Consider the following 22,266-nt stretch of genomic DNA (forward strand, 5'->3'; position numbering starts at 1 on the left):
GTTATCTGCCTATGTCGTGGTTTAATGCAAAGTGCCGCGGTTCGTTCCACATTAGGACAGTCGGTCGCAGCGGAGATTTGGACGTGTCGCAGAAGTTTCTTATCGTAGAGAGAGATCCGCTGATCTGTCAGGATTTGGCAGAGATGCTGGCAATGTCCCATGATGATGTGGCGATCATCACCTGCCATTCCCTGGAAGAGGCGGAAAGCAAGCTGAGCGATGTGGAGCGGCTGAAGGTCGCTTTTCTGAGTTCGTCGATCGCCAAGATTTCGAAGACGAAACTGCCGATGCGGGTGACCGAAATCGGTGGCCGGATCATCGTCATCAACGGGACGGAAGCTGCTGAGGAAAAGGCGGCGACCGATTGGATCTTCGTGCCGCGGCCGTTCACGACGGCGATGATAGAGGCGGCGCTGCGCGAGGTCTGAGCGCTTGGCCGGCGTTTCGCGATTGCCTGACATGTGTCACGGCGGACCCTGAACGGCCCGCCGTTACCTCATGAAAATCTCAGGCCGAGAGCGTTTCGGTCGAAGCGAAGAACATCGCCTGGCTGACGGCCGAGCGCACCTGATCTTCGACATATGGCTTTGAGATCAGGAATGCGGGTTCGGGCCGTTCGCCGGTCAGCAGCCGCTCGGGATAGGCGGTGATGAAGATCACCGGGATCTCGCCGAAATGGGCAAGGAGATCGTTGACCGCATCGATCCCGGAGGATTTGTCGGCCAGGTGAATATCGGCAAGGATGAGATCGGGTTTCTCGCGCTTGCCAAGTTCGACCGCCTCGTCCCGGGTCTGGGCAAGACCGACGACCTCGTGTCCGATGCTTTTGACGAGCGCTTCGAGATCCATGGCGATGATCGCCTCATCCTCGATGATCAGCACGCGACCGCGGATCGCGTCCGACATCTCCTGTTCGGCGATGTCGAGGAGGTGAGACACCTCGCCGCGGTCGATCATCATGATCTCGCTGATTTCGTCGGTCGAGAAATCCTCGAGCGAGCGGAGGAGAAGCGCCTCTCGCGTGTTCTTGGTGAGGTTCTTCAGATGAGCCTGGGCCTTGGCTTCGAGGCCTTCCGCCTCAACCTCGATCTGGGCGCCGGAGCTGTCCCAGATGGAGTGAAAAACCTTGAAGAGCGCCGTTTTGGTCGAGGCGTCGCCATCGAAAAGGGAGCTGTCTTCGAGGATCGCCTCGAGCGTTGCGGCGGCATAGGCATCACCGCTGGTCTGGCTGCCTGTGAGCGCGCGGCCATACCTGCGAAGAAATGGCAGTTCCTGCCCGATGCGTGTGGTGAGAGAGCTGCCCTCGGTTCGGTCGTTCATTCCTACCCGTCCCATTTTTACAAGTTCTTTGGAACCAAAATGCTTTCTGCGGGTGTTTGTTCCAAGCCCAATGCAATCCTTTTGAAGAGATAACCAAACTACATGAGCAGTGAGTCAGAAAACACGCCGCCGAGCCGTGCACAGATCTCGGAGGGATTGAAGCGCGTATACGAGTCCTACGTAGATCAGGACATGCCGGATCGATTCTCCGGCCTGATGGAACGGCTGCGCGAAAAAGAGCGCGGTATGGAAGAGGATTCTGACAAATGACCAGCGCGAAAGCGGCTGTGACGGCGCCCAAGATCCCCTCCATTGATCCGCGTGAGGAGATCGTGACGCATCTGAAGCCCATGCGTGCCTTCGCTATGAGCCTTACCAAGGACTGGGCCAAGGCCGACGATATCGTGCAGGACACGATCGTGAAGGCCTGGACGAATATCGACAAATTCGAACCCGGTACCAACATGCGGGCCTGGCTGTTCACCATCCTGCGGAACACCTTCTATTCGAGTTATCGCAAGGTGAAGCGCGAGGTCGCCGACACGGACGGCGTCTTTTCGGGGCGGTTGTCGGAGAAGCCGACCCATGACGGGCGCCTTCAGTTGCGGGATTTCGAGAAGGCCTTGCAGACGCTGCCTATCGAGCAGCGCGAGGCTCTGATCCTTGTCGGCGCATCGGGCTTTTCCTACGAAGAAGCGGCGATGACGTGCGGCGTTGCTGTGGGGACGATCAAAAGCCGGGTCAATCGGGCGCGAAACCATTTGTCAGACCTGTTGGGACTGAAGGACGAGACCGATTTTGAGATGACCGATGAGGCGACGCTGGCCGTCGTTGCGATGAATTCAAACCTGACGCGCTGATGTTTTCGCGGCAGTACGACTGGGCCTGGCACGAAAGCCTCGGGTTTCGCATTCTGGCCATGCTGTCGCTTGTCCTGCTGCCGATCGGGCTGCTTGCGGTCGTGCAGACTGCCGAGGTGACCAAACGGGCCGAAACGCAGGCAAAGGTCGCGCTCGCCGCGCAGACCGGGCGTGTGGCCGCGACACAGCGCGAGACGATCCACGAAGTTCTGGGTGCTGCGGAAGCGATCGGCGTGGTGATCAAGCGTCTGAGGGATGATCCGAGCGAGTGCATAGAGTATCTTGAAAGCCTGATCGACGTGAATCCCATCTATTCGTTCATCGGATTCATCCCCGAGGACGGGCTCATGAGTTGCACATCAAACGGTGAGACTGTCGACGCGACGCGCTATCCGGAATTCGAGCAGGCCATGCTGCTTCAGCGACCTTCGCTGTCTGGCTCTGCCCATGGGGATCAATCTGACACGGCCGTTCTGATCATCTCTCACCCGGTTTTTCAGGAAACCGATTTTCTTGGCTTCGTTACGATCTCACTGCCGCAAGAAAGCTTTGTGAAAGAAGGCCCGCGCGACCTGGATCGCGAGCCTCTTTATACCGTCATTTTCAACGATCAGGGTGAGATCGTTTCAGCGAATGGCGAGGTTCCTGGCGAGGCAGGTTTCCTTCCGGCTTCGACACCACTTGTCGAACTCGTGGATCGACCGGGAGCGGTTTTCACCGCGGCATCGAGTGCGGGAGATCAGTTCACCTACGCCGTTGCCCCGGAAGGGTCCGAAGTCCTCAATGTGTTGGGGGTGTGGGACCCCGATGGTGAGTTGCCCAGCCAGATCGTATTTCCGTTCTCCCCCAGTTTCTTTCCTATCATGATGTGGATTGCGAGCCTGGTCGTGGCTTACTTCGCGCTTAATCGCCTGGTGGTTCGCCAGATCCGGGGCCTTAGTGGAGAGATCAAATCGTTTGCAATTGATCGGCGGGCACCGTCCACCAATGGGGGGCGGATCCAGTCGGGTGAGCTGGCAACGATCGAGCGCGATTTCCGCCGGATGGCAGAGGACGTGATCTATGACGAGGCGAAGCTGGAAGGAGCCATCAAGGAAAAGGATGTTCTTCTGAAAGAGGTTCATCACCGGGTGAAGAACAACCTTCAACTGATTTCGTCGATCATGAACATGCATCTGCGAAAGACGACCAATCCCGAGACCAAGCAGATCCTGTCGCGTCTTCAGGATCGGGTGCAGAGCCTCGCAACGGTGCACCGGCGGCTTTACCAGACGGAAGATCTGGGTGAGCTGGATGTAACCCAGCTGGTGCGGGATCTGGTTCATCAGACAGCGCGGTTCAGCCGCCGGCCGGACGATGATGTCGACCTGTCTTTCGATCTGCGGCCCGTAGTGATGTATCCCGATCAAGCCGTTCCCCTGTCGCTTTTCGTGACCGAGGCGGCCATCAACGCCTTCAAATATGTCTCGGCGCCTGAGGGAGAGGACCCCTGGGTCAAGGTGCGGTTTCAGGACGATGGCCCGGAGCATGTCGTTTTCGAGATCAGCAACTCGCTTGACCCCGCTTCGCCGCCTCAGGCGGAGGGGGGAGAGATGTCGGGCTTTGGTTCCCAACTGATCAAGGCATTCTCGATGCAATTGAGGGCGCGGACCGAGATCCTTCCTCAGGAGGACAGCTACGTCGTGCGGTCGCGCTTTGCCGTGCAGGAGTTCGAGCCGGAATACCACGAGAGCCCCTGATGACAGTCGAAACGACGTCTGATCTGAAGGTCCTGTTGACGGCAGCCGAGGCTTACCCGGCTTTCGAGGCGCTGATGCTTGACGCACGCGAGGAGGTCTCGATGTCGTTTCGGATCTTCGATCCGGCGACCGAGCTGCAATCGGAGCGGGCGCGGGAAATCGGGAGCGATTGGTTCGACCTCGTTGCGGACACCCTGGCGCGCGGTGTCGACCTGCGCATCGTCCTGTCGGATTTCGATCCCGCGGGTCGGCCAGCGCTTCACCGGCAGGCGTGGCGCAGTGCCCGGCGGCTTTTTGCGGCTGCCGAAGCGTCCGGGCGGCCGGAAGGGCTGACATTGCGGGTGGCACTGCACCCGGCGAAGGTTGGCTGGCTGCCGCGTTTCCTTTTTTGGCCCAAATCCCACGCGGAATTGCGCAAGACGGTTCTGCAGATCGAGGCGATGGGCGACGCTGAGCGTGACAGGGCGCTTGCCGAGATGCCCTATATCGCCGCTTTGACGGTTGCGAGAGATGAGGGTCTCCGCCTGCGGCGATGGCCGCCGCCACCGCTGTTTCCGGCGAGCCATCATCAGAAGCTGGCCGTTGTCGACCGGAGGACGCTTTATATCGGCGGGCTGGATCTGGATGATCGGCGGTATGATACGCCGGTTCACAATCGGCCTGCACCGGAGACGTGGCACGACATCCAGCTTATCGTCGATGGTCCGGTCGCCGACGCGGCGGCCCGTCACCTTGATGAGTTTCTGGGCGTTGTGGCCGGACGTGTCCGCCCGTCGCAGCATGGCCGAATTGTGCGGACCCTGTCGTCGCGCCGCGGATCGGCCGCTATCTGGCCGGTTGGGCCAAGGATGGTTCTGGGCGAGATACGGGAGGCCCATGAGCGGCTGATCCAGGACGCTAAGAAACTGATCTATCTGGAGACCCAGTTCCTTCGGGACAGGCGTCTTGCCCGGAGCCTGGCCGAGGCCGCGCGCGCCAATCCGGAGCTGAGGATGATTGCGATGGTGCCTGCGGCACCGGAAGACGTGGCTTTCGAGGGGCAGACATCAAGCGATCAGCGCCTTGGCGAGTACCTTCATTCGGTTTGCGTGGATATCCTGCGGGACGCTTTTGGCCCGCGGTTTTTCATCGGCTCGCCGGCGCAAAGGCGACAACGCCAGGATGACGAAGAAGGCACCCGGCGGCTTGGTGAAGCGCCGATCATCTATGTTCACGCGAAGGTATCAATCTTTGACGATCAGGCCGCCATCGTCTCATCCGCCAACCTTAACGGCCGTAGCCTCGGCTGGGATACGGAGGCAGGGATCGTGCTTGATCGTCACGCGGATGTAGAGCTCCTGCGTCGCCGGTGCTTTGCCCATTGGCTGCCGCCCGGCGCAGGGGACGACTTCTTTGCGCTTGATACGGCACTCGACACCTGGAGGGGGCTGGCGGAGGAGAATGCCGAGCGGGAGCCGGAACGGCGTGCCGGGTTTTTGCTACCGCATCCGGTGGAACCGGCCCGTCGCTTTGGAAGGCCGCTGCCGATCGTGCCAGAGGCGATGGTCTGACGTCAGGCCGCGTTTTGCGCGGGTTCTGCGACAGCTTTGGCGGGCCTCTCGGCCCTTTCCTGGCGCAGTGCCCGGGTCCAGACAAGGATGGGGATCGCGATGATCGCACCAATCGGTCCCCACAGCCAAAGCCAGAAGACGAGACTCATGAAGACCAGAAGCGGGTTGATCTGCATGCTGCGGCCGACGAGCTGCGGTGTGACGAACTGGCCCTCGGTCATGTTCATCAGAAGATATCCAGCGGCCGGAAGGATGGCGTAAAACCCGTCGAATGCCACGATCCCGGCAATCAGCAAGCTGCAGGCCAGAACGATCGGCCCGAGATAGAGAATAAAGTTCAGCAGGAAGGCAAGCCCGCCCCAGAGCAGGGCTGCGGGCATCCCGATGAGGTGTAAGTAGCCGGTCACGATCGTGGCAAAGCAGGCATAGATGATGGTGATCGTCAGAAAGTAGCGTGAGACATCACGCTCGGCGTTGATGAGAATCGACTTGTCGAGCGACGCGAAGATGGCGCAGGCGCTTCCGTAGATGCTTCGACGGCCGAGCAGGAAGAAATAGAGCGTGCCAACAAAGATGAGGAGCTGACCGGCGATGGTCGGCGCGTAGCTGACCAGATCGGTCAGCGTCGGGATTGTCAAAGAGCCTTCGTCACTGCTGCCGTCGCTGCCAACAGCCGCGGCGACGTCTCCCGCAACCTCATCCAGCCCCCGTGCCGCGCGCTGAAACTCCGCGAAGAAAGTCTGCATTTCACGCCAGACATCCGGCGCGCTCTGGATCGCGAGCTGGGCAATCGGGCTGAGGGCTGCGAAGAGCCCGCCAAGCAGGCTGAGGAAGAGGACAAGTGTCAGAAAGGCGCTTGCGGCTTCGGGAATACCGCTGCGCGTCATGCGGCCTGCGAGCGGGGCAATGACGACGCCGACCACGAGAGCGAGCACTGTCGGTGCGAAGATTTCAGACGCAATCCGGAATGCCGAAGCGACAGCTATGGCCGTCAGGATCAGCAGAAGCGTCGGTACGTGGTCTCGCGAGGGCATGGTTGGTCCTTTGCCGCGATAACTGGATCTTCTGCCGCCCAGTTCCGCCTTTTTCGAAACAAACCGTCCCTGCCAGGGGTTCTTTTCCCGGAAACCAAAACCAAGACAGCAAGGAGACAACGTTATGAACTGGGACCAGATTCAAGGCCAGTGGAAGCAGATGAAAGGCAAGGCGCAGGAGCGCTGGGGCGAGTTGACGGACGACGAGCTTGACCAGGCCGAAGGCAATCGCGAACAGATGGAAGGGCTGATTCAGGAGCGGTACGGCAAGACCAAAGAGGAAGCCAAGCGCGAAGTCGACGAGTGGATGGCGCGTATGTAACGCTGCTGTCGTTGAGGCCGGGCGCTTAGGCGTCCGGCTTTTTCCAGTCTGTAGTATCAAACCAGATCGTGACCGGCCCATCATTGGTGAGGCCAACCTTCATATCGGCGCCGAAACGTCCGGTTGCGACCTCGCAGCCTGTCCTGTCCATGGCGCGGGTGAAGTGGCGGTAGAGGGCTTCGCCTTTCTCGGGATCAGCCGCCGCAGAGAAGCCGGGCCGATTGCCGCGTTGGGTGTCGGCGGCAAGGGTGAACTGACTGACCACCAGGGCGGCCCCACCGGTATCGACAAGCGATCTGTTCATCCGCCCGTCGTCATCGCGGAAGATGCGCAACTTGGCGATCTTCGCGGCGAGTTTTTCCGCCTCAGCCTCTCCATCGTCTGCCATGGCGCAGACGAGGATTAGAAGGCCTGGACCGATCTCACCGATGACCGCCCCTCTAATCTCGACGGATGCTTCGCTGACCCGTTGGACCAGGGCCCTCAAAGCTCGGATCTCCACGGCGGGTTGGCCCCGGCGCGGGAGACCGTCACAGCGGCCGCGCGGGCGCCGAGCGACAGGGCCATTGTCAGGGTCTCTTCGGTGAGATTTCCCAGAGCCGGTTCAGTCAGGCAATCAGCCTCGGCCAAGGCAGCGAGGAGGCCTGCGTTGAACGTATCGCCGGCCCCGACAGTGTCGGCGACGGTGACCGGGACGCCTTCGACAGAGGCGCTGCAGGATTTCGTGTAGCCGCTTGCACCTTTGGCCCCCTCCGTCACCGCGATCAGGGACGGCCCGCGGTCGAGCAGCGCTGCGGCCAGGTCTGCGGTCTCGCCAGGGCCGGCGATCCAGCGGAGGTCTTCGTCGGAGACCTTCACGATATCCGATGCCGCCAGCATCCGGGCGAGGCGGGCGCGATAGCTGGCCTCATCCTTGATGAAGCCGGGGCGGATGTTCGGGTCGATCATGGTGACGGCGCTTTCAGCGGCGCGACGCATCATGGCCTCGTAGGCGCTGCCGCAAGGTTCAGTGACGAGGCTGATGCCACCGAAGAAGAACGCCTCTGCCTGGGCTTTTGGTATGTCGGCGACATCCAGCATCCGGCCCGCCGTGTTCTCGTCATAGAAGGCATAGCTGGCCTGTCCATCTTCCAGGCGGACGAAAGCGAGCGTCGTCGGGCGGTCGGATCGCGCGGCGAGGCTGTGATCGACCTTTGACGCGGCCAGGGTCTCTAACAGCAGATCACCGAAGAAATCGGTGCTGATCCCGCTGAAGAAGCCGCAATCCGCGCCGAGGCGTCCCAAGGCGATGGCCGTGTTGAAGACCGAGCCGCCCGCATGGGGCGCGAAAGCGTCCTGTCCGTCTGCGGTCTGCCGGGGCAGCATGTCGATCAGCGCTTCGCCACAACACAGGATCATCGCACACTCCCTTCGCGTTTTGCTTTCAATAGGATGCGGTGTCGTGGTGCTCAACACTGCATTCGTGCACGGCCAGGGCGACGGCAATTCGCGCGAAGGCGATTGCCCAGGGACTTTTCGAGAGCGATTTGATGGTTGGGAGGGCAATGGTCAGAAAGCTCGTTGGCGCGTCGGTCTTCACCTCGGCAATGGCCGGCGGTGTGAAGTCGAGAGAGTGATATCTCACCGACAGGGAGGGAACGCACAATGCGCACAGCCGCAGATCCGCAGCGGCAGGGGGCAACGGCTACTGCGTTGCCCCGTAGATGGCGGCTGCGGCGGCGCCGACAACAAGCGCCAGCAGGATTGCGAAGGCGATCTTCCAGGCCGACCAGGGCCGCTCTCCCTGTACCCGGCCGGTCTGACCATTGACGACGAAGCGGTAGGTCTCGCCGCGATACTTGTAGGCGGCCAGCCAGACCGGGAGGAGGACGTGCTTGAAGGTGATCGCCGAGACGGCCGTGTTGACATCGTGGACGCGCTGGCGGTCGCCGCCGATGTCGAATTTCACGTCGCGCTCGATGATACGGTCCATATAGGCGCGAGCTTCGGTGAAGGCGGGATCGAGGTCGACCTGGTAGCCTTCGGCACGGAAGCCCGCGAGGAATTCCGGGCGGTAAGGTTCGAGCAGGGAGAGATCCCACGGTTCGAGCGCGTCGGTGAAGCGCTTGGGGAGGGAGTGAGAGGCGAGCACAAGAACATCGTCGAAGAACCGCGAGACCCGGCCTGAGGCGCGCCGCCAGCGGGTTTTCCGGACGCGCACGTTCTGCCGCTTTCCGTCGCGCATGACCGTCTTGGTCACGTAGTAATCGGTTCCGCGCTCGCCGTGATAGGACGAGCGGGTCTGCGCGTCGAACGTCCAATACGGCACGTAAATACCTGACATGGAACGGCCTTTTCGGGCGTAGTCCTGCAGGCCGTTCGGCGCGAACCAGAGCCGGCCGAGCCAGTCCGTCATCGCCTTGCGGGCGGTTGCTTCGTCGAGCGCGAAGGGCAGAAGGCCTTGCGGTTTGATGTGGCGATGGGCGCCGGTATCGGTGACGACGGGCGTGGCGCAGAAGGGGCATTCGGTGGCGTGGACGGCGGAGTCGAATTCGACCTCGGCCCCGCAATTGGGGCATTTCGCGACGCGGGTTTCCTCGATTTCCGCGGCGGGAAGCTGGTCGGCGACGGCGGCGCGGAAGTCGAGTTCGGCCAATGCATGGGTGGTGCGGCCGAGCCCCTCGACCTCGGCCGTATTGCCGCAATGGTCGCAGACGAGGCGCCCACGGTCGGGGTCGAAGCGGAAATCGGAGCCGCAATTATCGCAGGGAAAGCGATGCTCTTCGAGCGGCGTCGCGGTGAGCGTGTCGGACATCGCCTGGCTAGCTTTCCGTTTCCAACAAAGGACTTAGGCGCCGGGTGGGGGCGCCCCGGCAGCGCGCAACAAGAGGCAGGCCCCCCGGGCGCGGCGGCGGGGGCGCCCCCCATGACGGTGAAAAGCTGGGCAAGCTCGCGGACGTCTTCTGCTTTTATCCATCCGTCCTGGCCCTGGGTCCAGACGAAGGTTTCGCGCGTGAGGCTGCCGTCGGCGGCCATCTTGCCAAGATCCGCCTTAGAATACGGGCCCTTGGTCTGGCCGCCCTCGGCGATGTGCCAGACATGTTCGACCGGCGGCGGGGGTGGGGCGGGCTGTCTTTGGGGAGCCATCGCCATGTTGCCCATCTGCATTCCAAGCCCGGCGCCAAAGCCCATGCCCATGCTCGAACCAGCGGCGGAGCCGGGTTCGCGGAGGGCTTCGGCGGACTGATATTTCAGGTGGTCATCGAGGTTGCCGGTGATCCCGCGAGAGGTGCGCGTGTCGAGCGCTTTCTCAACTGCGGGCGGCAAGCTGATGTTTTCTATGTACAATTCCGGAAGGGTTACGCCGTATTCTTCGATGGTCGGGCTGATCGCCTCGGCGATGAGCTTGCCCAGATCGCGGGTGTTGGCGGCCATGTCGAGGACGGGAATGCCCGAGGAGGCGATGGCGCGGGAGAATTCCTGGACGATGATGTTGCGGAGCTGGAAGCTGATCTCGTCCATCGTGAATTCGCCATCGGTTCCAACGATTTCCACGAGGAACTTCGCGGCGTCCGTCACGCGGACGGAGTAGGTGCCGAAGGCGCGGATGCGGGTGGGGCCGAATTCGGAATCGCGGACCATGATGGGGTTCTTCGTGCCCCATTTCAGATTGGTGAAGCGGGTCGTGTTGACGAAGTAAATCTCTGATTTGAAAGGAGATTTAAAGCCGTGATCCCAATGCTGGAGGGACGTCATGATCGGCATGTTGTTGGTTTCGAGCATGTAGAGACCCGGCGTGAAGACGTCGGCCAGCTGGCCTTCATGGACGAAAACGGCGGCTTGGCCTTCGCGGACGGTCAGCTTGGCGCCATACTTGATTTCGTGGCCTTCACGCTCGAACCGCCAAACCATTGTGTCCCGCGTATCGTCCGTCCAGTGGATGACGTCGATAAGCTGGCCTTTGAGAAATTCGAAAATCGGCATGAAACGGGTCTCCTGCGGGACGGTCTTACTGAGGGAAGGTGGGCCGGGAGGACCGGGGCCGCAAGGGGTTTCCTCGGCCGAAAATGGCCATGCGGCATCCGGGCGGCAAATGGTCGGCATTTGGTCGGAGTGGTTTAGGGGCTGAACTATACTCGCGGGCGGGTCACCGACGGGTTTTCCAGCGCGTCCAGCAGCACCTCGCGGGCGCGTGCGATGCGTGGGGTGCGGATCGCAGCGTGGACCCAGACCAGATAGAGCGTGTTCCAGATGTCCGGTGCCGCCGCCAGCCGGATCAATCGTCCGGCGGCGAGATCCGCCTCTGCCAGATAGTCGGGCAGGATGGTCCAGCCGGTGCCTTCCGCGACGATGTCCCGGACAAGGCGAAGATCCGGCGCGACGATGGCCGGGCGGAGATCTGCCAGACCGATCCCGAGCGCTTCGGCGACGGAGGTGAAGAGCGAGAGCGTTTCGTCGTAGCTGACTGGTGGGTGGGCGAATACATCGATGACCGACGGGCTGATCTTGTCCGCCCATGCGGGGGAGGCGACCGGCACCAGACGCTCTTTGCCGATGGGTTTGCAGCCGAGTTCCCTGGACCGCGGCATGGAGGCGGTGATGGCGAGGTCGGCCATCCGGGTTTCGAGCGCCTCGTAGATCGTGCTGCGCCCGCCGAGGACGATATGCGCGAAGAGGCCCTGATCGGCCAGCCGGGCGAGCGGGGCTGCGAGGCATGTGCCGATGAATTCGAGCGGTCCGGCCAGCCGGATCGTCCCGGTAGCGGCGCTGCTGCGATTGCGGATCATGGAGAAGGCGGCATCCAGCGCGTCGAGGTTCGGTCCGATCTGCGCGGCGAGTTCATCCGCAGCCTGCGTAGGCCGCACGCCGCGGGAGTGGCGGGTGAACAGGGGGCGGCCGATCTGATCTTCGAGGCTGCGGATATGGCCCGAGGCGGCAGGCTGGGTCATGCCAAGCGCGGTAGCGGCGCGGGATACCGAGCCGGTCCGATAGACTTCGAGGAATGTGCGCAGGAATGCGAGCATCCAGTATATCAAATCATTTATGGCTGATGAGAGAAATGGTTATTTCAGTTTATATCAGAAGTCCCCCATCTGTAGTGCCATCATCAGCATCAGGAGGCCGCAAGATGGCAAATAGCGCACTTATCATACTGACGTCGCACGATCAGATCGGTGAAACCGGCACGGCGACGGGGTTCTATTGGGAAGAGTTGGCGGTGCCCTATTGGGCGTTGCGAGATGCAGGCTATGCCGTCGATATCGCGAGCGTCGCGGGCGGGGCGCCTCCTGCGGATCCGTCGTCGGAAAAGACGGAGGGCCGCCCTGCAGCTGTTCAGCGTTTTCTGGACGATGCGGCTGCGATGACCGCGCTTCGGTCAGCACGGGCCGTGAGCGGGATTGCGGCGGACAGCTATGACGCGGTCTTCCTGCCCGGCGGGCATGGCACGATGTGGGATCTGGCACAGACGCCCGCCGTGGGTCAGGCAGTCGCCCGGGCCTACGAGGCCGGTGCCGTGGTCGGCGCGGTCTGCCACGGGCCTGCCGGTTTGACTGAAGCGCGCCTGTCGGACGGGACGCCTTTGGTCAGCGGAAAGCGGGTCAACGGATTCACCGACGCGGAAGAGGCGGCGGTCGGGCTGACGGATGTCGTACCGTTCCTGCTGGAGACGCGCCTCAAAGAGCGCGGGGCGATCTTCGAGAAGACCGAGGAGAATTTCGCACCCTACGCCGTGCGCGACGGGCGGCTGGTGACAGGGCAGAATCCCAGCTCCTCTGCCCTGGTCGCTGACCTCATGCTGGAGGCATTGGCGGCGGAGGTAAATGCAGCGTGAGGCGCCTTTAGCTCTCTCCCTCGCCCATCACCTCGCGCGCGATGATGCGGGCGAGGGGTTCGGCCTCGGCCACGGTCATGCCGGGCTTGAGGCGGGGGTCGTAGAGCATCTGGAGGAGCAGTTCATCGTGGGTCGTCAGGCGGCCGAATTCCTCGTCGTCGTTGAAGATCGAGGGGCGGGCCTGGGGGCTGTCATTGGCGAGACCCATGCCTTGGGCCAGTTCCTCTTCGATGCAGCCATTCCTCAACAGCGTCGGATGTTCGGCGCGGATCACGGCGATGGCGCGGGAATAGGTGGATTTACCCGGCTGGTCGGTGAAGGCCACGAGGATGCAGAGCGTGGAGCGCGGCATGTTCGTGACCTCGCGGATCAGGCTGTCGCTGATGCCAGGCGCGAGGCGGCGGAGGCGGGGGGCCGCGTTCTGGCGGCTTTCCTCGTCGAGTATGAGGATGTTGAAATTGGCGGCCGCCGGCGCGACCGAGACGGGGTGGCCCGTCAGCCGTTCGAGTTTTGCCGCATAGCGCGAGACGAAGGCGCGGTCGGCTTCGCGCTGGTCGGCGGGGACGCCCGCGCCGAAATCGACGGAGAAGCGCACCGGTTCCTCCCAGCGGCGCAGGCGGCTTTCGGTGGCTTCAGGGATGAGTGCGTCGGCTTCGGTCTTGTATTCATCGAAGAGCGCGATCTGGATGAAGTTGCGGGCCAGCTGGCGGGAATTGAACGGCGTGTCGGGGCCGCCGCCATCCTGACGGAGGAGGCCTTGCGTCAGAAGGCCCTGCTGGAGGCGGGCGTAATAGGTTTGCGTCGCCGGGTCGAGCTTGGCCTGCGGTGGCGGAGGCGGCGGCGGGGCAGGCGTTATGGGGGCGGGGTCGGGCGGCGGCAGCGGCTCCCCCGGAAACTCACAGGCGGCGAGCGCCAGAAGGCCGCCCGCCGCCAGAAGGGTCCTGCGCTTGGCCAAGGATCAGGTGGCCCCCGTCGTGCCGTCTGAGGCGCGGGCCTTGGCGGAGGCGAGCGTGTTCTTCAGTTCGGTCTCCATCTTGACCAGTTCCTCCTCGGCGGCGGCGCGTCGGGCCTTGCCTTGATCGGCGATCTCGAGGCTTTCGTTGATGGTGGCGATGAGGTTCTGGTTGGCTTCCTTGACGGCCTCGATGTCGAAGACACCGCGCTCCATCTCTTCGCGGACCATGCGGTTGCTTTCGCGCAGGTTTTCAGCGTTGGCGGTCAGGAGTTCATTGGTGAGGTCGGTTGCCTCGCGGACGGCCTTGGCGGCCTCGGTCGAGCGCTGGATGGTGACGGCCTGGGCCAGCTGGGTTTCCCAGAGCGGCACGGTGTTGACGAGGGTCGAGTTGATCTTGGTAACGAGCGACTTGTCGTTCTCCTGCACCAGCCGGATCGAGGGGAGCGACTGCATCGTGACCTGGCGGGTGAGCTTGAGGTCGTGGACGCGCCGTTCGAGGTCGTCGCGGGCGGAGCGGAGGTCGCGCAGTTCCTGTGCTTCCATCACGGCCTGCTCTTCGGGGGCGGCTTCCACCTCTTTCTCTTTCGCGGGGATCGTGTCGCTGTCGAGGTTGCCGATCTTGGCTTCGCCCGCGGCGATGTAGAGGGCGAGTTCGTCATAGAAGGCGAGGGTTTTTTCGTAGAGCTGGTCGAGGCTTTCGATGTCCTTGAGCAGCACATGCTCGTGCTTGAGCAGGTCGTCGGTGATCCGGTCGATCTGGCCCTGGACGTCTTCGTATTTGGCCATGAACTCGGCGACGGGGCGGGCCTTGCCGATCAGGCGTTCCCACCAGGAGCGTTTGCGGTTGGGGTCAAGCTCTTCGACCGAGAAGCCGCGGATGGTGGTGACGATATCGCGCAGGGAGTTGCCCGCCGGGCCGACCTCCTTGTTCTTGACGTCGGCGAGCATGGCCTGGCTGATCTGCTGCAGTTCGGCCTGGGCGGCGGAGCCGAAGGAGACGATCGAGTTCGTCTCGGTGATGTTGATCTCGTCCATCCGTTTGCGGATCTCGGCGCTTTCGGCGGGGCCGGCCTGTTCCAAGGGCACAATCTCCTGAGCGGGTTCGGGCAGCGTCACGGCGGCAACCTTGACCACTTCGGCGGTATCGGCTTCGGCCTGTTGGCGGACGGTATCAGACATCTGAACTCTCCTGATTCTGGGCCAGCGCCCCTTCGCGCTGCAACCGGTCGCGCAGCACTTTGATTTCGATATCCATGTCGCTGCGATCGTCCAAGAGCAGCGTTTCGGTTTTCTGGGCAAAGTTGCCCTGAAGATCGTCGAGGAGCGCTTCGTAATCCGCGCGCGCCTCTTCGTCTTTCTTGCGGCTGTAGAGCTGGGCGAACTTGGCCGTCGCGTCGCGGGCGCCCAGAAGGTAGACGCCCAGGAACTTGCGCGCGCCGGTCAGGTCGCGGGGGTCTTCCTCGACCGTGCGGATCATGCGGCGGGCGGTGGCCTGGAAATCAGCGACGCGTTCGGTCAGGCGGCGGTCGCGGAGCGCGTCGATCGTGGCCTGCATCTGGGCGAGATGCGCCTCGGCCTCGTCCACGACCTTGGCGACGCGGTCCTGCTGGAAGGTGTCGACGCCTTCGACGCGCTTGTCGCGGAGCGGGTCGATGCCGAAGGCCGCGATGTGGAGGCCGCCGGCCGCGAGGCCGTAGAGGATCGCGCCGATGAGGCCCGCATCCTTGCTGAAGGCGGCGAGGCCGATGCCTGCGGCGGTGAGCGCCGAGGCGAAGAGCTTGCGCGGGATCGCAGGGCGGCGGGCGACGGCGCGTGCGTTATACTCGGCCTCGGCCCTGAGCCCGTCCCGGATGAGATACGCGCCGAGGGCGAGAAGGCCGCCCGCGGCAAGGCCCGTGACGAGGGTGACAGGGCCGCTGGTGAGCGAGGTGAAGACAACGGCCACCGGCGGCAGGAACATCAGGTTGGCGCGCGCGCCTGCCGGATCGACCCCGCGGGAGAATTGCGGAGAGGACGTTTGATCGCCGCCGGCGCCGGGCGAGTATTTGCCGCCGAAGCGCTTGGCCATCTAGAGCCCCCCGAGCAGGCCGGTCGTGACGCCAAGCATCAGTAGGAGGAGAGCGACATAGGCGATCTTGCGGAACTGGCTCGACATCGGCGCGTCCTTTGGTGCGGCCTGGGCGACGGGGCGCAGGGCCGAGGAAATAATCAAAACGGTCACGGCGACAAGACAGATCGCCAGGATAAGCAGGATTAGCCGTGCCATAAGGCCCCCCTTTGCGCCCAACTTAGGGCGCCCGGGCGCAGTTTGCGAGTGGTTCTGCGATGCGGCGTCAGCGGCGTGGCTTGCGGGCGCGGTGCGGGGTGCGCTGGCCGGGCGCCGGTTTGGGCTTTTCAAGGCCCAGCTGGTCGCGGAGGACACTGGGGCGGACCTCGATCACTTCGCCCGGCTTCAGGGTGCCGAGTTGGAACGGACCATAGCTGACGCGGATCAGGCGGTTGACGGTGGTGCCGAGCGCCTCCATCGCGCGGCGGATTTCGCGGTTTTTCCCCTCGCGCAGGCCGATGGTGAGCCAGGCATTGGCCCCTTGCTGGCGGTCGAAAGCGGCCTGCATCGGCTGGTAGGCGGTGCCGTCGACGGTGATGCCCTTGCGGAGTTCATCGAGCTTGGCTTCGCTGAGGGCGCCGTGGATGCGGACGCGGTACTTGCGGAGCCAGCCGGTGGACGGCAGTTCGAGGCGGCGTTTGATGCCGCCGTCGTTGGTGAGGAGCAGCAGACCCTCGGAGTTCAGGTCGAGGCGGCCCACCGTCATGACGCGGGGCATGTCGTCCGGGAGGGCGTCGAAGATCGTCTTGCGACCCTGTTCGTCTTTCGCCGTGGTGACCAGGCCTTGCGGCTTGTGGAAGAGCCAGAGGCGGGGTGGCTCGGGGGCTGCGATCGGTTTGCCGTCGACGGTGATCCTGTCCTTGTCGGTCACGTTGAGCGCCGGGCTGTCGATGACCTTGCCGTTCACGGCGACGCGGCCGCCCGCGACCATGCGCTCGGCCTCGCGGCGGGACGCGATGCCTGCGCGGGAGAGGACCTTGGCGATGCGGTCGCCGGGAGGGGTCTGGTCGGCCATGGGGCGGGGGTAGTGGGCGGCGCGGCCGGGTGCAATGGGGTTGTCAGCCTTTGCCGGAGGGGTCACCAAGCGGGCCATGGTGTTTCGAAGCGATATGGATCTGGCGCTGGAGGAGGCGCGAGCGGCTGCGGCGCGGGGTGAGGTGCCCGTGGGCGCGGTGATCGCGGATGCTTCGGGGCGGGTCGTGGCGCGGGCGGGAAACCGGACGCGGGAGTTGAACGATCCGACAGCCCATGCGGAGATGCTGGTGATCCGGGAGGCCTGTGCCTTGGCGGGGCGCGAGCGGCTGACGGGGTATACCCTGACGGTGACGCTGGAGCCCTGCGCGATGTGCGCGGCCGCAATCGCGGCGGCCCGGATCGGGCGGCTGGTCTACGGCGCGGCGGACCCGAAATCGGGCGGTGTGGCCCACGGGGCGCGGGTGTTCTCGCATCCACAGGCGCATCATGCGCCGGAGGTGATTGATGGGGTCGGGGAAGAGGAAGCGGCGGCGTTGCTGCGGGAATTCTTTGGGGAACGGCGTTAGGCCTCTATCCCTGCGAGGACGATCTTGCGCAGGACGAGGGTCGGGTTCAGCCATTGGTCGTCGGTGTTGTAGTTGCCGGAGAAGGTGACGGCGGTGAGGTTCAGGTCGGGGATGACGTAGAGGCGTTGGCCTCCGTTGCCCTGGGCGAAGAGCGTTTGTTTCCAGTCGCCCGTTGCCGGGACCGGCTGGCGGCCGAGATACCATTGGTGGCTGTAACCGAGGCCGAAGCTGGTTTGGGTTTGCGGAGTCATGCAGCGGTCAAGCCAGCTTTGCGGGAGGATGTCGTTGCCGGTGCGGACAGCTTCCCCGATCCGGGCGAGGCCGGGAGCGGTCAGGCGGAGGCCGGAGGCGGCGGAGATGGTGCCGTCCGGGCCGGCGTTCCAGTCGAAGGTGTCGATGCCGAGCGGAGTGAAGAGGGCTTGCTGGGCGAAGGCGTCCAGCCTTTGGCCGGTGCCTTGTTCGATCAGGTAGCCGAGGAGGGCGGTGCAGCCGCCGTTGTAGGTCCAGGCGGTGCCGGGCTCGGTGACAATGGGACGGTCGAGGATGAAGCGGTAGCGGTCGGGGGCCTGCTCCATCGCGATCTCGCTGTTGGCGGGGTCTGTGTAGGGCAGGTCTTCGTTCCACTCGGTCCCTAGGGTCATGTTGAGCGCGTGGGCGATGGTCCAGCTGGCCCGGGCGGGGTCCTCAGTGAGATCTGGGTATTGCGGAAAGGCGTCGAGGAGGGGGGCCTCGGGTGGCGGGACGTCCCCGTTTGCAAGGGCGATGCCGTAGAGCAGGCTGGTGATGCTCTTGCTGACGGAGCGGAGGTCGTGGAGCGTTTCCGGGCCATGATCGACGGTGCCGAGGGGGCGGCCCCAGTTTTCGTCGGTACCCGGGAAGTAGGCTTCGAGCGCCGTTTCGCCGTTCTGGAGGACAAGGACGGAATGGAGGCCGTCGAGGAGCCCGGCTTGATGGCCGAGCGTCAGGCGCTCGGCGACATCGGGGGCAAGGGTCTGCGTCAGGCTGGGGGTGGGCAAAAGGGTGGCTCCGGCTGTGAGGAGGAGGGTGCGGCGGGTGAGAGGCATGGCGTCGATCCTGCAGGGCTGAGGCAAGCGTAGGGGGAACTGTGTCACCTGCCAAGAAGAGTGAGGGCCTTCGGCCCGGGGTCACAGTAGAACCGGCGAAGCTTTGCGCGGGGGCAAATAAGCGTTGGCCTGAGCGCGGTTCATGGGCTATGCAACACGAATAGACCCCGCAAAGGGGCGGAACGAGGCATGAGCGGTACTCCATGACGGAAATGGTCTATGGGGCGGTCCCGCATACGAGCGGTGATCCGGTACTCCCAAGATGGTGGCGGACTGTCGACCGGTGGTCGATCGGGTTCGTTCTGGCGTTGTTTGCGATCGGGTTGCTGCTGGGGTTCGCAGCCTCGCCGCCGCTCGCGGAGCGCAACGGGCTGGGGCCATTTCACTATGTGACCCGGCAGGCGGCATTCGGGATGATGGCGCTGGTCGTCATGGCGGTGATGTCGATGATGTCGCCGGTGCTGGTGCGGCGTCTGGCGGTGCTGGGCTTCCTGGTGTCCTTCGTGGCGCTGGCTTTCTTGCCCGTCTTCGGGACGGATTTCGGCAAGGGCGCGACGCGGTGGTATTCGCTGGGCTTTGCCAGCGTGCAGCCCTCGGAATTCCTGAAGCCCGGGTTCATCGTCGTGACGGGCTGGCTGATGGCGGCGTCGAGCGAGATCGGCGGGCCGCCCGGCAAGAGCTATTCGTTTGGGTTGGCTCTTATCATTTGCACCCTGCTCGCCCTGCAGCCGGATTTCGGACAGGCGTGCCTCGTGCTGTTTGCCTGGGGCGTGATGTATTTCGTGGCGGGGGCGCCGATCGCTTTGCTTGTGGGCGTGGGAATCCTGGTCGTGCTGGCGGGCATGTTCGCCTATGGCGGGTCGGAGCATTTCGCGCGCCGGATCGATGGGTTCTTGGCGCCGGATGTCGATCCGACGACGCAGCTGGGCTACGCGACGAACGCGATCCGCGAGGGCGGGTACTTTGGCGTTGGTGTCGGCGAGGGGCAGGTGAAATGGTCGCTGCCCGATGCGCATACGGATTTCATCATCGCTGTGGCGGCCGAGGAATACGGGTTGGTCTGCGTGCTGGTCATCATCGTCCTTTACGCGGCAATCGTCGGGCGGTCGCTGGTGCGACTGATGAAGGAGCGGGATCCGTTCATCCGGCTGGCGGGCGCGGGGCTGGCTTGTGCGTTCGGCGTGCAGGCGATGATCAATATGGGCGTCGCTGTGCGGCTCTTGCCTGCCAAGGGGATGACGCTGCCGTTCGTGAGCTATGGCGGGTCGTCGATCATCGCGGGCGGGATCGCGATGGGGATGCTGTTGGCCTTCACGCGGTCGCGGCCGCAGGGGGAGATCGCCGACGTATTGGGCCGGGGCCGGTGAGACCGCTGGCCGTCATCGCGGCGGGCGGAACCGGGGGGCATATGTTCCCAGCGCAAGCCTTGGCCGAAGCGCTGCTGGCGAAGGGCTGGCGGGTGAAGCTGTCGACCGATCCGCGCGGGGCGCGGTATGTGGGCGGCTTTCCGAAAGAGGTTGAGATCGGTGTCGTGAAGAGCGCGACCTTTGCCCGGGGTGGGCTAGTCGAGAAGGCTATTGCACCGTGGCGGATCGCCTCCGGCTCTCTGGCGGCCTGGCGCGAGATGAAGGCGGAGCCGCCCGCTGTCGTCGTGGGGTTCGGGGGATATCCGTCGATCCCCGCGCTGGCGGCGGCCGTGATGCTGAAGCGGCCGCGGATGATCCACGAACAGAACGGTGTGCTGGGACGGGTGAACCAGCTGTTCGCCAAGCGCGTCGATGTCGTGGCCTGTGGAACGTGGCCGACGGAATTGCCCGAAGGCGTCGAGGGCGTCCATGTGGGCAACCCTGTGCGCGCGGCGATCATGGCGCGGGAAGGCGCGCCGTATATCCCGCCCGGCGATTATCCGATGCAGTTTCTGGTGCTTGGCGGCTCGCAGGGCGCGCGGATCCTGTCGGACGTGGTACCGGGCGCGGTTGCGCGGTTGCCCGGCGGGATCAAGCGGCATCTGCGGGTGAGCCATCAGGCGCGGCCCGAAGATATCGAGCGGGTCGAGGCGTTTTACTCTGAGGCCGGGATCGAGGCGGAGGTGAAGGCCTTCTTCGACGACGTGCCGATGCGGATGGCGGAGGCTCAGCTGGTGGTGAGCCGGGCGGGGGCCTCGACCATTGCCGATCTGGGCGTGATCGGGCGGCCGTCGGTTCTGGTACCGCTCGCGTCGGCGATCCGCGATGAGCAGACGGCCAATGCGCGCCAGCTGGTCGATGGCGGCGCGGCGATCCTGATCCCGGAATCGAAGCTGAGCGAGGAAACGTTATCGGATCAGATGGCGTTGGTGCTGTCGAACCCGGACGGGGCTATGAAGATGGCCCATGCGGCGATGGCCGCCGGGCGGCCCGACGCGACGGTGCGGCTGGTGGATCTGGTGGAACAGCTCGCAGGAGCCTATGGAGTGCGAAACGGATGATGGACGGAACCCTGATGGCAGCCGCAACGAAACTTCCCCTCGACGTGGGGCCGATACACTTCGTCGGGATCGGCGGCATCGGGATGTCGGGGATTGCCGAGGTGCTGCTGGAGCATGGCTATACCGTGCAGGGGTCGGACCTGAAATCGACCAAGATCACCGAGCGGCTGGCTTCGCTGGGGGCGACCATCTTTGAGGGGCAGGTGGCCGAAAACCTCGAGGGCGCCGAAGTGATCGTGGTGTCGACCGCGATCAAGCCGGGGAATGCGGAACTGGACGAGGCGCGTAGGCGCGGGCTGCCCGTCGTACGTCGGGCGGAGATGCTGGCGGAACTGATGCGGCTGCGGTCGAATATCGCCGTGGCGGGCACGCACGGGAAAACGACGACGACGACGATGGTGTCGGCTTTGCTTGACGCAGGCGGGTTGGACCCGACGGTCATCAATGGCGGCATCATCCACGCCTATGGCTCGAACGCGCGGGTGGGGCGCGGGGAATGGATGGTTGTCGAGGCGGACGAAAGCGACGGGACGTTCAACCGGTTGCCGGCGACGATCGCGATCGTGACGAATATCGACCCCGAGCATATGGATCACTGGGGCGATTTCGACACGTTGCGGCAGGGGTTCTATGACTTCGTGTCGAATATCCCGTTCTACGGGCTGGCCGTCTGCTGCACGGATCATCCGGAAGTGCAGGCCCTGGTCGGCAAGATCACGGACCGGCGGGTGGTGACGTTCGGCTTCAACCGGCAAGCGGATGTGCGGGCGGTCAACCTGACCTACGAGAAGGGCGTGGCCTGTTTCGACGTGGAGCTGCGCGACGGTGTCGTGATCGAGGAGTGCCGGTTGCCGATGCCGGGGGACCACAATGTCTCGAACGCGCTGTCGGCGATTGCGGTGGCCCGGCATCTTGGGATGAAGGCCGAGCAGATCCGGGAGGCGCTGGCGAATTTCGGCGGGGTGAACCGGCGGTTCACCAAGGTCGGCGAAGTGAACGGGGTGACGATCATCGATGATTACGGGCACCACCCGGTGGAGATTGCGGCCGTCCTGAAGGCGGCACGGCAGGCGACGGAAGGACGGGTGATCGCGGTGCATCAGCCGCATCGATATTCGCGGCTGTCGTCCCTGTTCGAAGAGTTCTGCAACTGCTTCAACGACGCGGATGTCGCCGGGATCGCCGAGGTGTTCGCCGCTGGGGAAGAGCCGATCGAAGGGGCCGGCCGGGACGACCTGGTTGCCGGAATGATCCGCCACGGGCATCGCCATGCACGGGCCGTCACGGGGGAAGATGACCTTGTCCGGCTGGTGAAGGAGCAGGCGCGGGCGGGAGACATGGTTGTCTGCCTTGGGGCCGGCACGATCTCGGCCTGGGCGAACGCGCTGCCGGAGCGGCTGGCCGGGTAACCTGCCAGCGGATTGCCAATGCTCTGCCGCTGTTTTGCCGCGAATTCCCGGTATTGTCCGGCGGATAGAGACAATGGCGCGGGGCC

General features: G+C 64.0%; 23 protein-coding genes and 1 pseudogene. 11 read left to right on the forward strand and 13 right to left on the reverse strand.

Annotated elements, in window-relative coordinates:
- Positions 1 to 83 precede the first annotated feature (83 nt).
- A complete protein-coding gene (locus tag AADZ90_RS16400) occupies positions 84 to 428 on the forward strand; it encodes a hypothetical protein (RefSeq protein WP_367311745.1) in 345 nt (114 codons plus the stop codon).
- 79 nt (positions 429 to 507) lie between these two features.
- On the opposite strand, the gene AADZ90_RS16405 is transcribed toward AADZ90_RS16400, so the two are convergent.
- Positions 508 to 1,320, reverse strand: a complete 813-nt coding sequence (locus AADZ90_RS16405) for a response regulator (protein ID WP_367311746.1) — start codon at positions 1,318 to 1,320, stop codon at positions 508 to 510.
- A 102-nt stretch (positions 1,321 to 1,422) separates the two neighbouring features.
- On the opposite strand from AADZ90_RS16405, the gene AADZ90_RS16410 reads away from it, so the two are divergent.
- The 4 genes from AADZ90_RS16410 to AADZ90_RS16425 are packed head-to-tail and all read left to right on the forward strand — an operon-like array spanning position 1,423 to position 5,469.
- Positions 1,423 to 1,590 (forward strand): NepR family anti-sigma factor, encoded by a 168-nt coding sequence (locus AADZ90_RS16410; protein ID WP_367311747.1) that lies wholly within the window; start codon positions 1,423 to 1,425, stop codon positions 1,588 to 1,590.
- Positions 1,587 to 2,180 (forward strand): RNA polymerase sigma factor, encoded by a 594-nt coding sequence (locus tag AADZ90_RS16415; protein WP_367311748.1) that lies wholly within the window; start codon positions 1,587 to 1,589, stop codon positions 2,178 to 2,180. The genes AADZ90_RS16410 and AADZ90_RS16415 overlap by 4 nt, the downstream gene beginning before the upstream one ends.
- Complete coding sequence (locus AADZ90_RS16420) at positions 2,180 to 3,919, forward strand: sensor histidine kinase (protein WP_367311749.1); 1,740 nt, start codon at positions 2,180 to 2,182, stop codon at positions 3,917 to 3,919. Before AADZ90_RS16415 ends, AADZ90_RS16420 begins: the two co-directional genes overlap by 1 nt.
- A complete protein-coding gene (locus AADZ90_RS16425; RefSeq protein ID WP_367311750.1) occupies positions 3,919 to 5,469 on the forward strand; it encodes a phospholipase D-like domain-containing protein in 1,551 nt (516 codons plus the stop codon). The genes AADZ90_RS16420 and AADZ90_RS16425 overlap by 1 nt, the downstream gene beginning before the upstream one ends.
- A 2-nt stretch (positions 5,470 to 5,471) precedes the next feature.
- Here AADZ90_RS16425 and AADZ90_RS16430 read toward each other — a convergent pair whose 3' ends face one another.
- Positions 5,472 to 6,503 carry an AI-2E family transporter gene (locus AADZ90_RS16430; RefSeq protein ID WP_367311751.1) on the reverse strand — a complete coding sequence of 344 codons (1,032 nt, stop codon included), beginning with the start codon at positions 6,501 to 6,503 and terminating at the stop codon, positions 5,472 to 5,474.
- Between the two features lie 124 nt (positions 6,504 to 6,627).
- Between AADZ90_RS16430 and AADZ90_RS16435 the strand changes: the two genes are divergently transcribed.
- Positions 6,628 to 6,825, forward strand: a complete 198-nt coding sequence (locus AADZ90_RS16435) for a CsbD family protein (RefSeq protein WP_367311752.1) — start codon at positions 6,628 to 6,630, stop codon at positions 6,823 to 6,825.
- A gap of 25 nt (positions 6,826 to 6,850) precedes the next feature.
- On the opposite strand, the gene dtd is transcribed toward AADZ90_RS16435, so the two are convergent.
- From dtd to AADZ90_RS16460, 5 genes and pseudogenes are all read right to left on the reverse strand, one after another.
- Positions 6,851 to 7,312: a D-aminoacyl-tRNA deacylase gene (dtd, locus tag AADZ90_RS16440; protein ID WP_367311753.1), complete on the reverse strand. Its 462-nt coding sequence runs from the start codon at positions 7,310 to 7,312 to the stop codon at positions 6,851 to 6,853.
- Positions 7,309 to 8,223, reverse strand: coding sequence for a carbohydrate kinase family protein (locus AADZ90_RS16445; protein ID WP_367311754.1), 915 nt, complete (start codon positions 8,221 to 8,223; stop codon positions 7,309 to 7,311). Before AADZ90_RS16445 ends, dtd begins: the two co-directional genes overlap by 4 nt.
- Positions 8,224 to 8,509: 286 nt before the next feature.
- Positions 8,510 to 9,619 carry a TFIIB-type zinc finger domain-containing protein gene (locus AADZ90_RS16450; RefSeq protein WP_367311755.1) on the reverse strand — a complete coding sequence of 370 codons (1,110 nt, stop codon included), beginning with the start codon at positions 9,617 to 9,619 and terminating at the stop codon, positions 8,510 to 8,512.
- Between the two features lie 89 nt (positions 9,620 to 9,708).
- Positions 9,709 to 10,788: pseudogene (locus tag AADZ90_RS16455) on the reverse strand (SPFH domain-containing protein); the annotation flags it as partial.
- Between the two features lie 146 nt (positions 10,789 to 10,934).
- A complete protein-coding gene (locus AADZ90_RS16460; RefSeq protein WP_367312711.1) occupies positions 10,935 to 11,828 on the reverse strand; it encodes a LysR family transcriptional regulator in 894 nt (297 codons plus the stop codon).
- Between the two features lie 104 nt (positions 11,829 to 11,932).
- Here AADZ90_RS16460 and AADZ90_RS16465 point away from each other — a divergent pair, with 104 nt between their 5' ends.
- The gene (locus AADZ90_RS16465; RefSeq protein WP_367312710.1) at positions 11,933 to 12,637 is read left to right on the forward strand and encodes a type 1 glutamine amidotransferase domain-containing protein; all 705 of its coding nucleotides are present in this window, start codon (positions 11,933 to 11,935) and stop codon (positions 12,635 to 12,637) included.
- Between the two features lie 7 nt (positions 12,638 to 12,644).
- Here the strand turns inward: AADZ90_RS16465 and AADZ90_RS16470 are convergent, their stop codons facing one another.
- The 5 genes from AADZ90_RS16470 to AADZ90_RS16490 all read right to left on the reverse strand — a co-directional run bounded on the left by AADZ90_RS16470 (position 12,645) and on the right by AADZ90_RS16490 (position 16,714).
- Positions 12,645 to 13,592, reverse strand: a complete 948-nt coding sequence (locus AADZ90_RS16470) for a DUF2927 domain-containing protein (RefSeq protein WP_367312709.1) — start codon at positions 13,590 to 13,592, stop codon at positions 12,645 to 12,647.
- Positions 13,593 to 13,595: 3 nt separating this feature from the next.
- Positions 13,596 to 14,771, reverse strand: a complete 1,176-nt coding sequence (locus AADZ90_RS16475) for a toxic anion resistance protein (RefSeq protein ID WP_367312708.1) — start codon at positions 14,769 to 14,771, stop codon at positions 13,596 to 13,598.
- On the reverse strand, positions 14,764 to 15,660 hold the full coding sequence (locus AADZ90_RS16480; protein WP_367312707.1) for a 5-bromo-4-chloroindolyl phosphate hydrolysis family protein: 897 nt from the start codon (positions 15,658 to 15,660) through the stop codon (positions 14,764 to 14,766). Before AADZ90_RS16480 ends, AADZ90_RS16475 begins: the two co-directional genes overlap by 8 nt.
- Positions 15,661 to 15,858 carry a hypothetical protein gene (locus tag AADZ90_RS16485; protein WP_367312706.1) on the reverse strand — a complete coding sequence of 66 codons (198 nt, stop codon included), beginning with the start codon at positions 15,856 to 15,858 and terminating at the stop codon, positions 15,661 to 15,663.
- A 67-nt stretch (positions 15,859 to 15,925) separates the two neighbouring features.
- Positions 15,926 to 16,714, reverse strand: a complete 789-nt coding sequence (locus AADZ90_RS16490) for a pseudouridine synthase (RefSeq protein ID WP_367312705.1) — start codon at positions 16,712 to 16,714, stop codon at positions 15,926 to 15,928.
- Between the two features lie 76 nt (positions 16,715 to 16,790).
- On the opposite strand from AADZ90_RS16490, the gene AADZ90_RS16495 reads away from it, so the two are divergent.
- Positions 16,791 to 17,240, forward strand: a complete 450-nt coding sequence (locus tag AADZ90_RS16495) for a nucleoside deaminase (RefSeq protein ID WP_367312704.1) — start codon at positions 16,791 to 16,793, stop codon at positions 17,238 to 17,240.
- Here the strand turns inward: AADZ90_RS16495 and AADZ90_RS16500 are convergent.
- Entirely contained in the window at positions 17,237 to 18,304 is a 1,068-nt protein-coding gene (locus AADZ90_RS16500) for a serine hydrolase domain-containing protein (protein WP_367312703.1), read from the reverse strand. The genes AADZ90_RS16495 and AADZ90_RS16500 overlap by 4 nt on opposite strands.
- A gap of 203 nt (positions 18,305 to 18,507) precedes the next feature.
- Between AADZ90_RS16500 and AADZ90_RS16505 the strand changes: the two genes are divergently transcribed.
- The 3 genes from AADZ90_RS16505 to murC are packed head-to-tail and all read left to right on the forward strand — an operon-like array spanning position 18,508 to position 22,180.
- Positions 18,508 to 19,671 (forward strand): peptidoglycan glycosyltransferase FtsW, encoded by a 1,164-nt coding sequence (locus AADZ90_RS16505; RefSeq protein WP_367312702.1) that lies wholly within the window; start codon positions 18,508 to 18,510, stop codon positions 19,669 to 19,671.
- 41 nt (positions 19,672 to 19,712) lie between these two features.
- Positions 19,713 to 20,771 (forward strand): UDP-N-acetylglucosamine--N-acetylmuramyl-(pentapeptide) pyrophosphoryl-undecaprenol N-acetylglucosamine transferase, encoded by a 1,059-nt coding sequence (locus AADZ90_RS16510; protein ID WP_411997069.1) that lies wholly within the window; start codon positions 19,713 to 19,715, stop codon positions 20,769 to 20,771.
- Positions 20,772 to 20,785: 14 nt separating this feature from the next.
- Positions 20,786 to 22,180 (forward strand): UDP-N-acetylmuramate--L-alanine ligase, encoded by a 1,395-nt coding sequence (murC, locus tag AADZ90_RS16515; protein WP_367312715.1) that lies wholly within the window; start codon positions 20,786 to 20,788, stop codon positions 22,178 to 22,180.
- Positions 22,181 to 22,266: the final 86 nt, after the last annotated feature.

The sequence above is a fragment of the Aestuariibius violaceus genome (assembly GCF_040779325.2).
Taxonomy (GTDB): domain Bacteria; phylum Pseudomonadota; class Alphaproteobacteria; order Rhodobacterales; family Rhodobacteraceae; genus Aestuariibius; species Aestuariibius violaceus.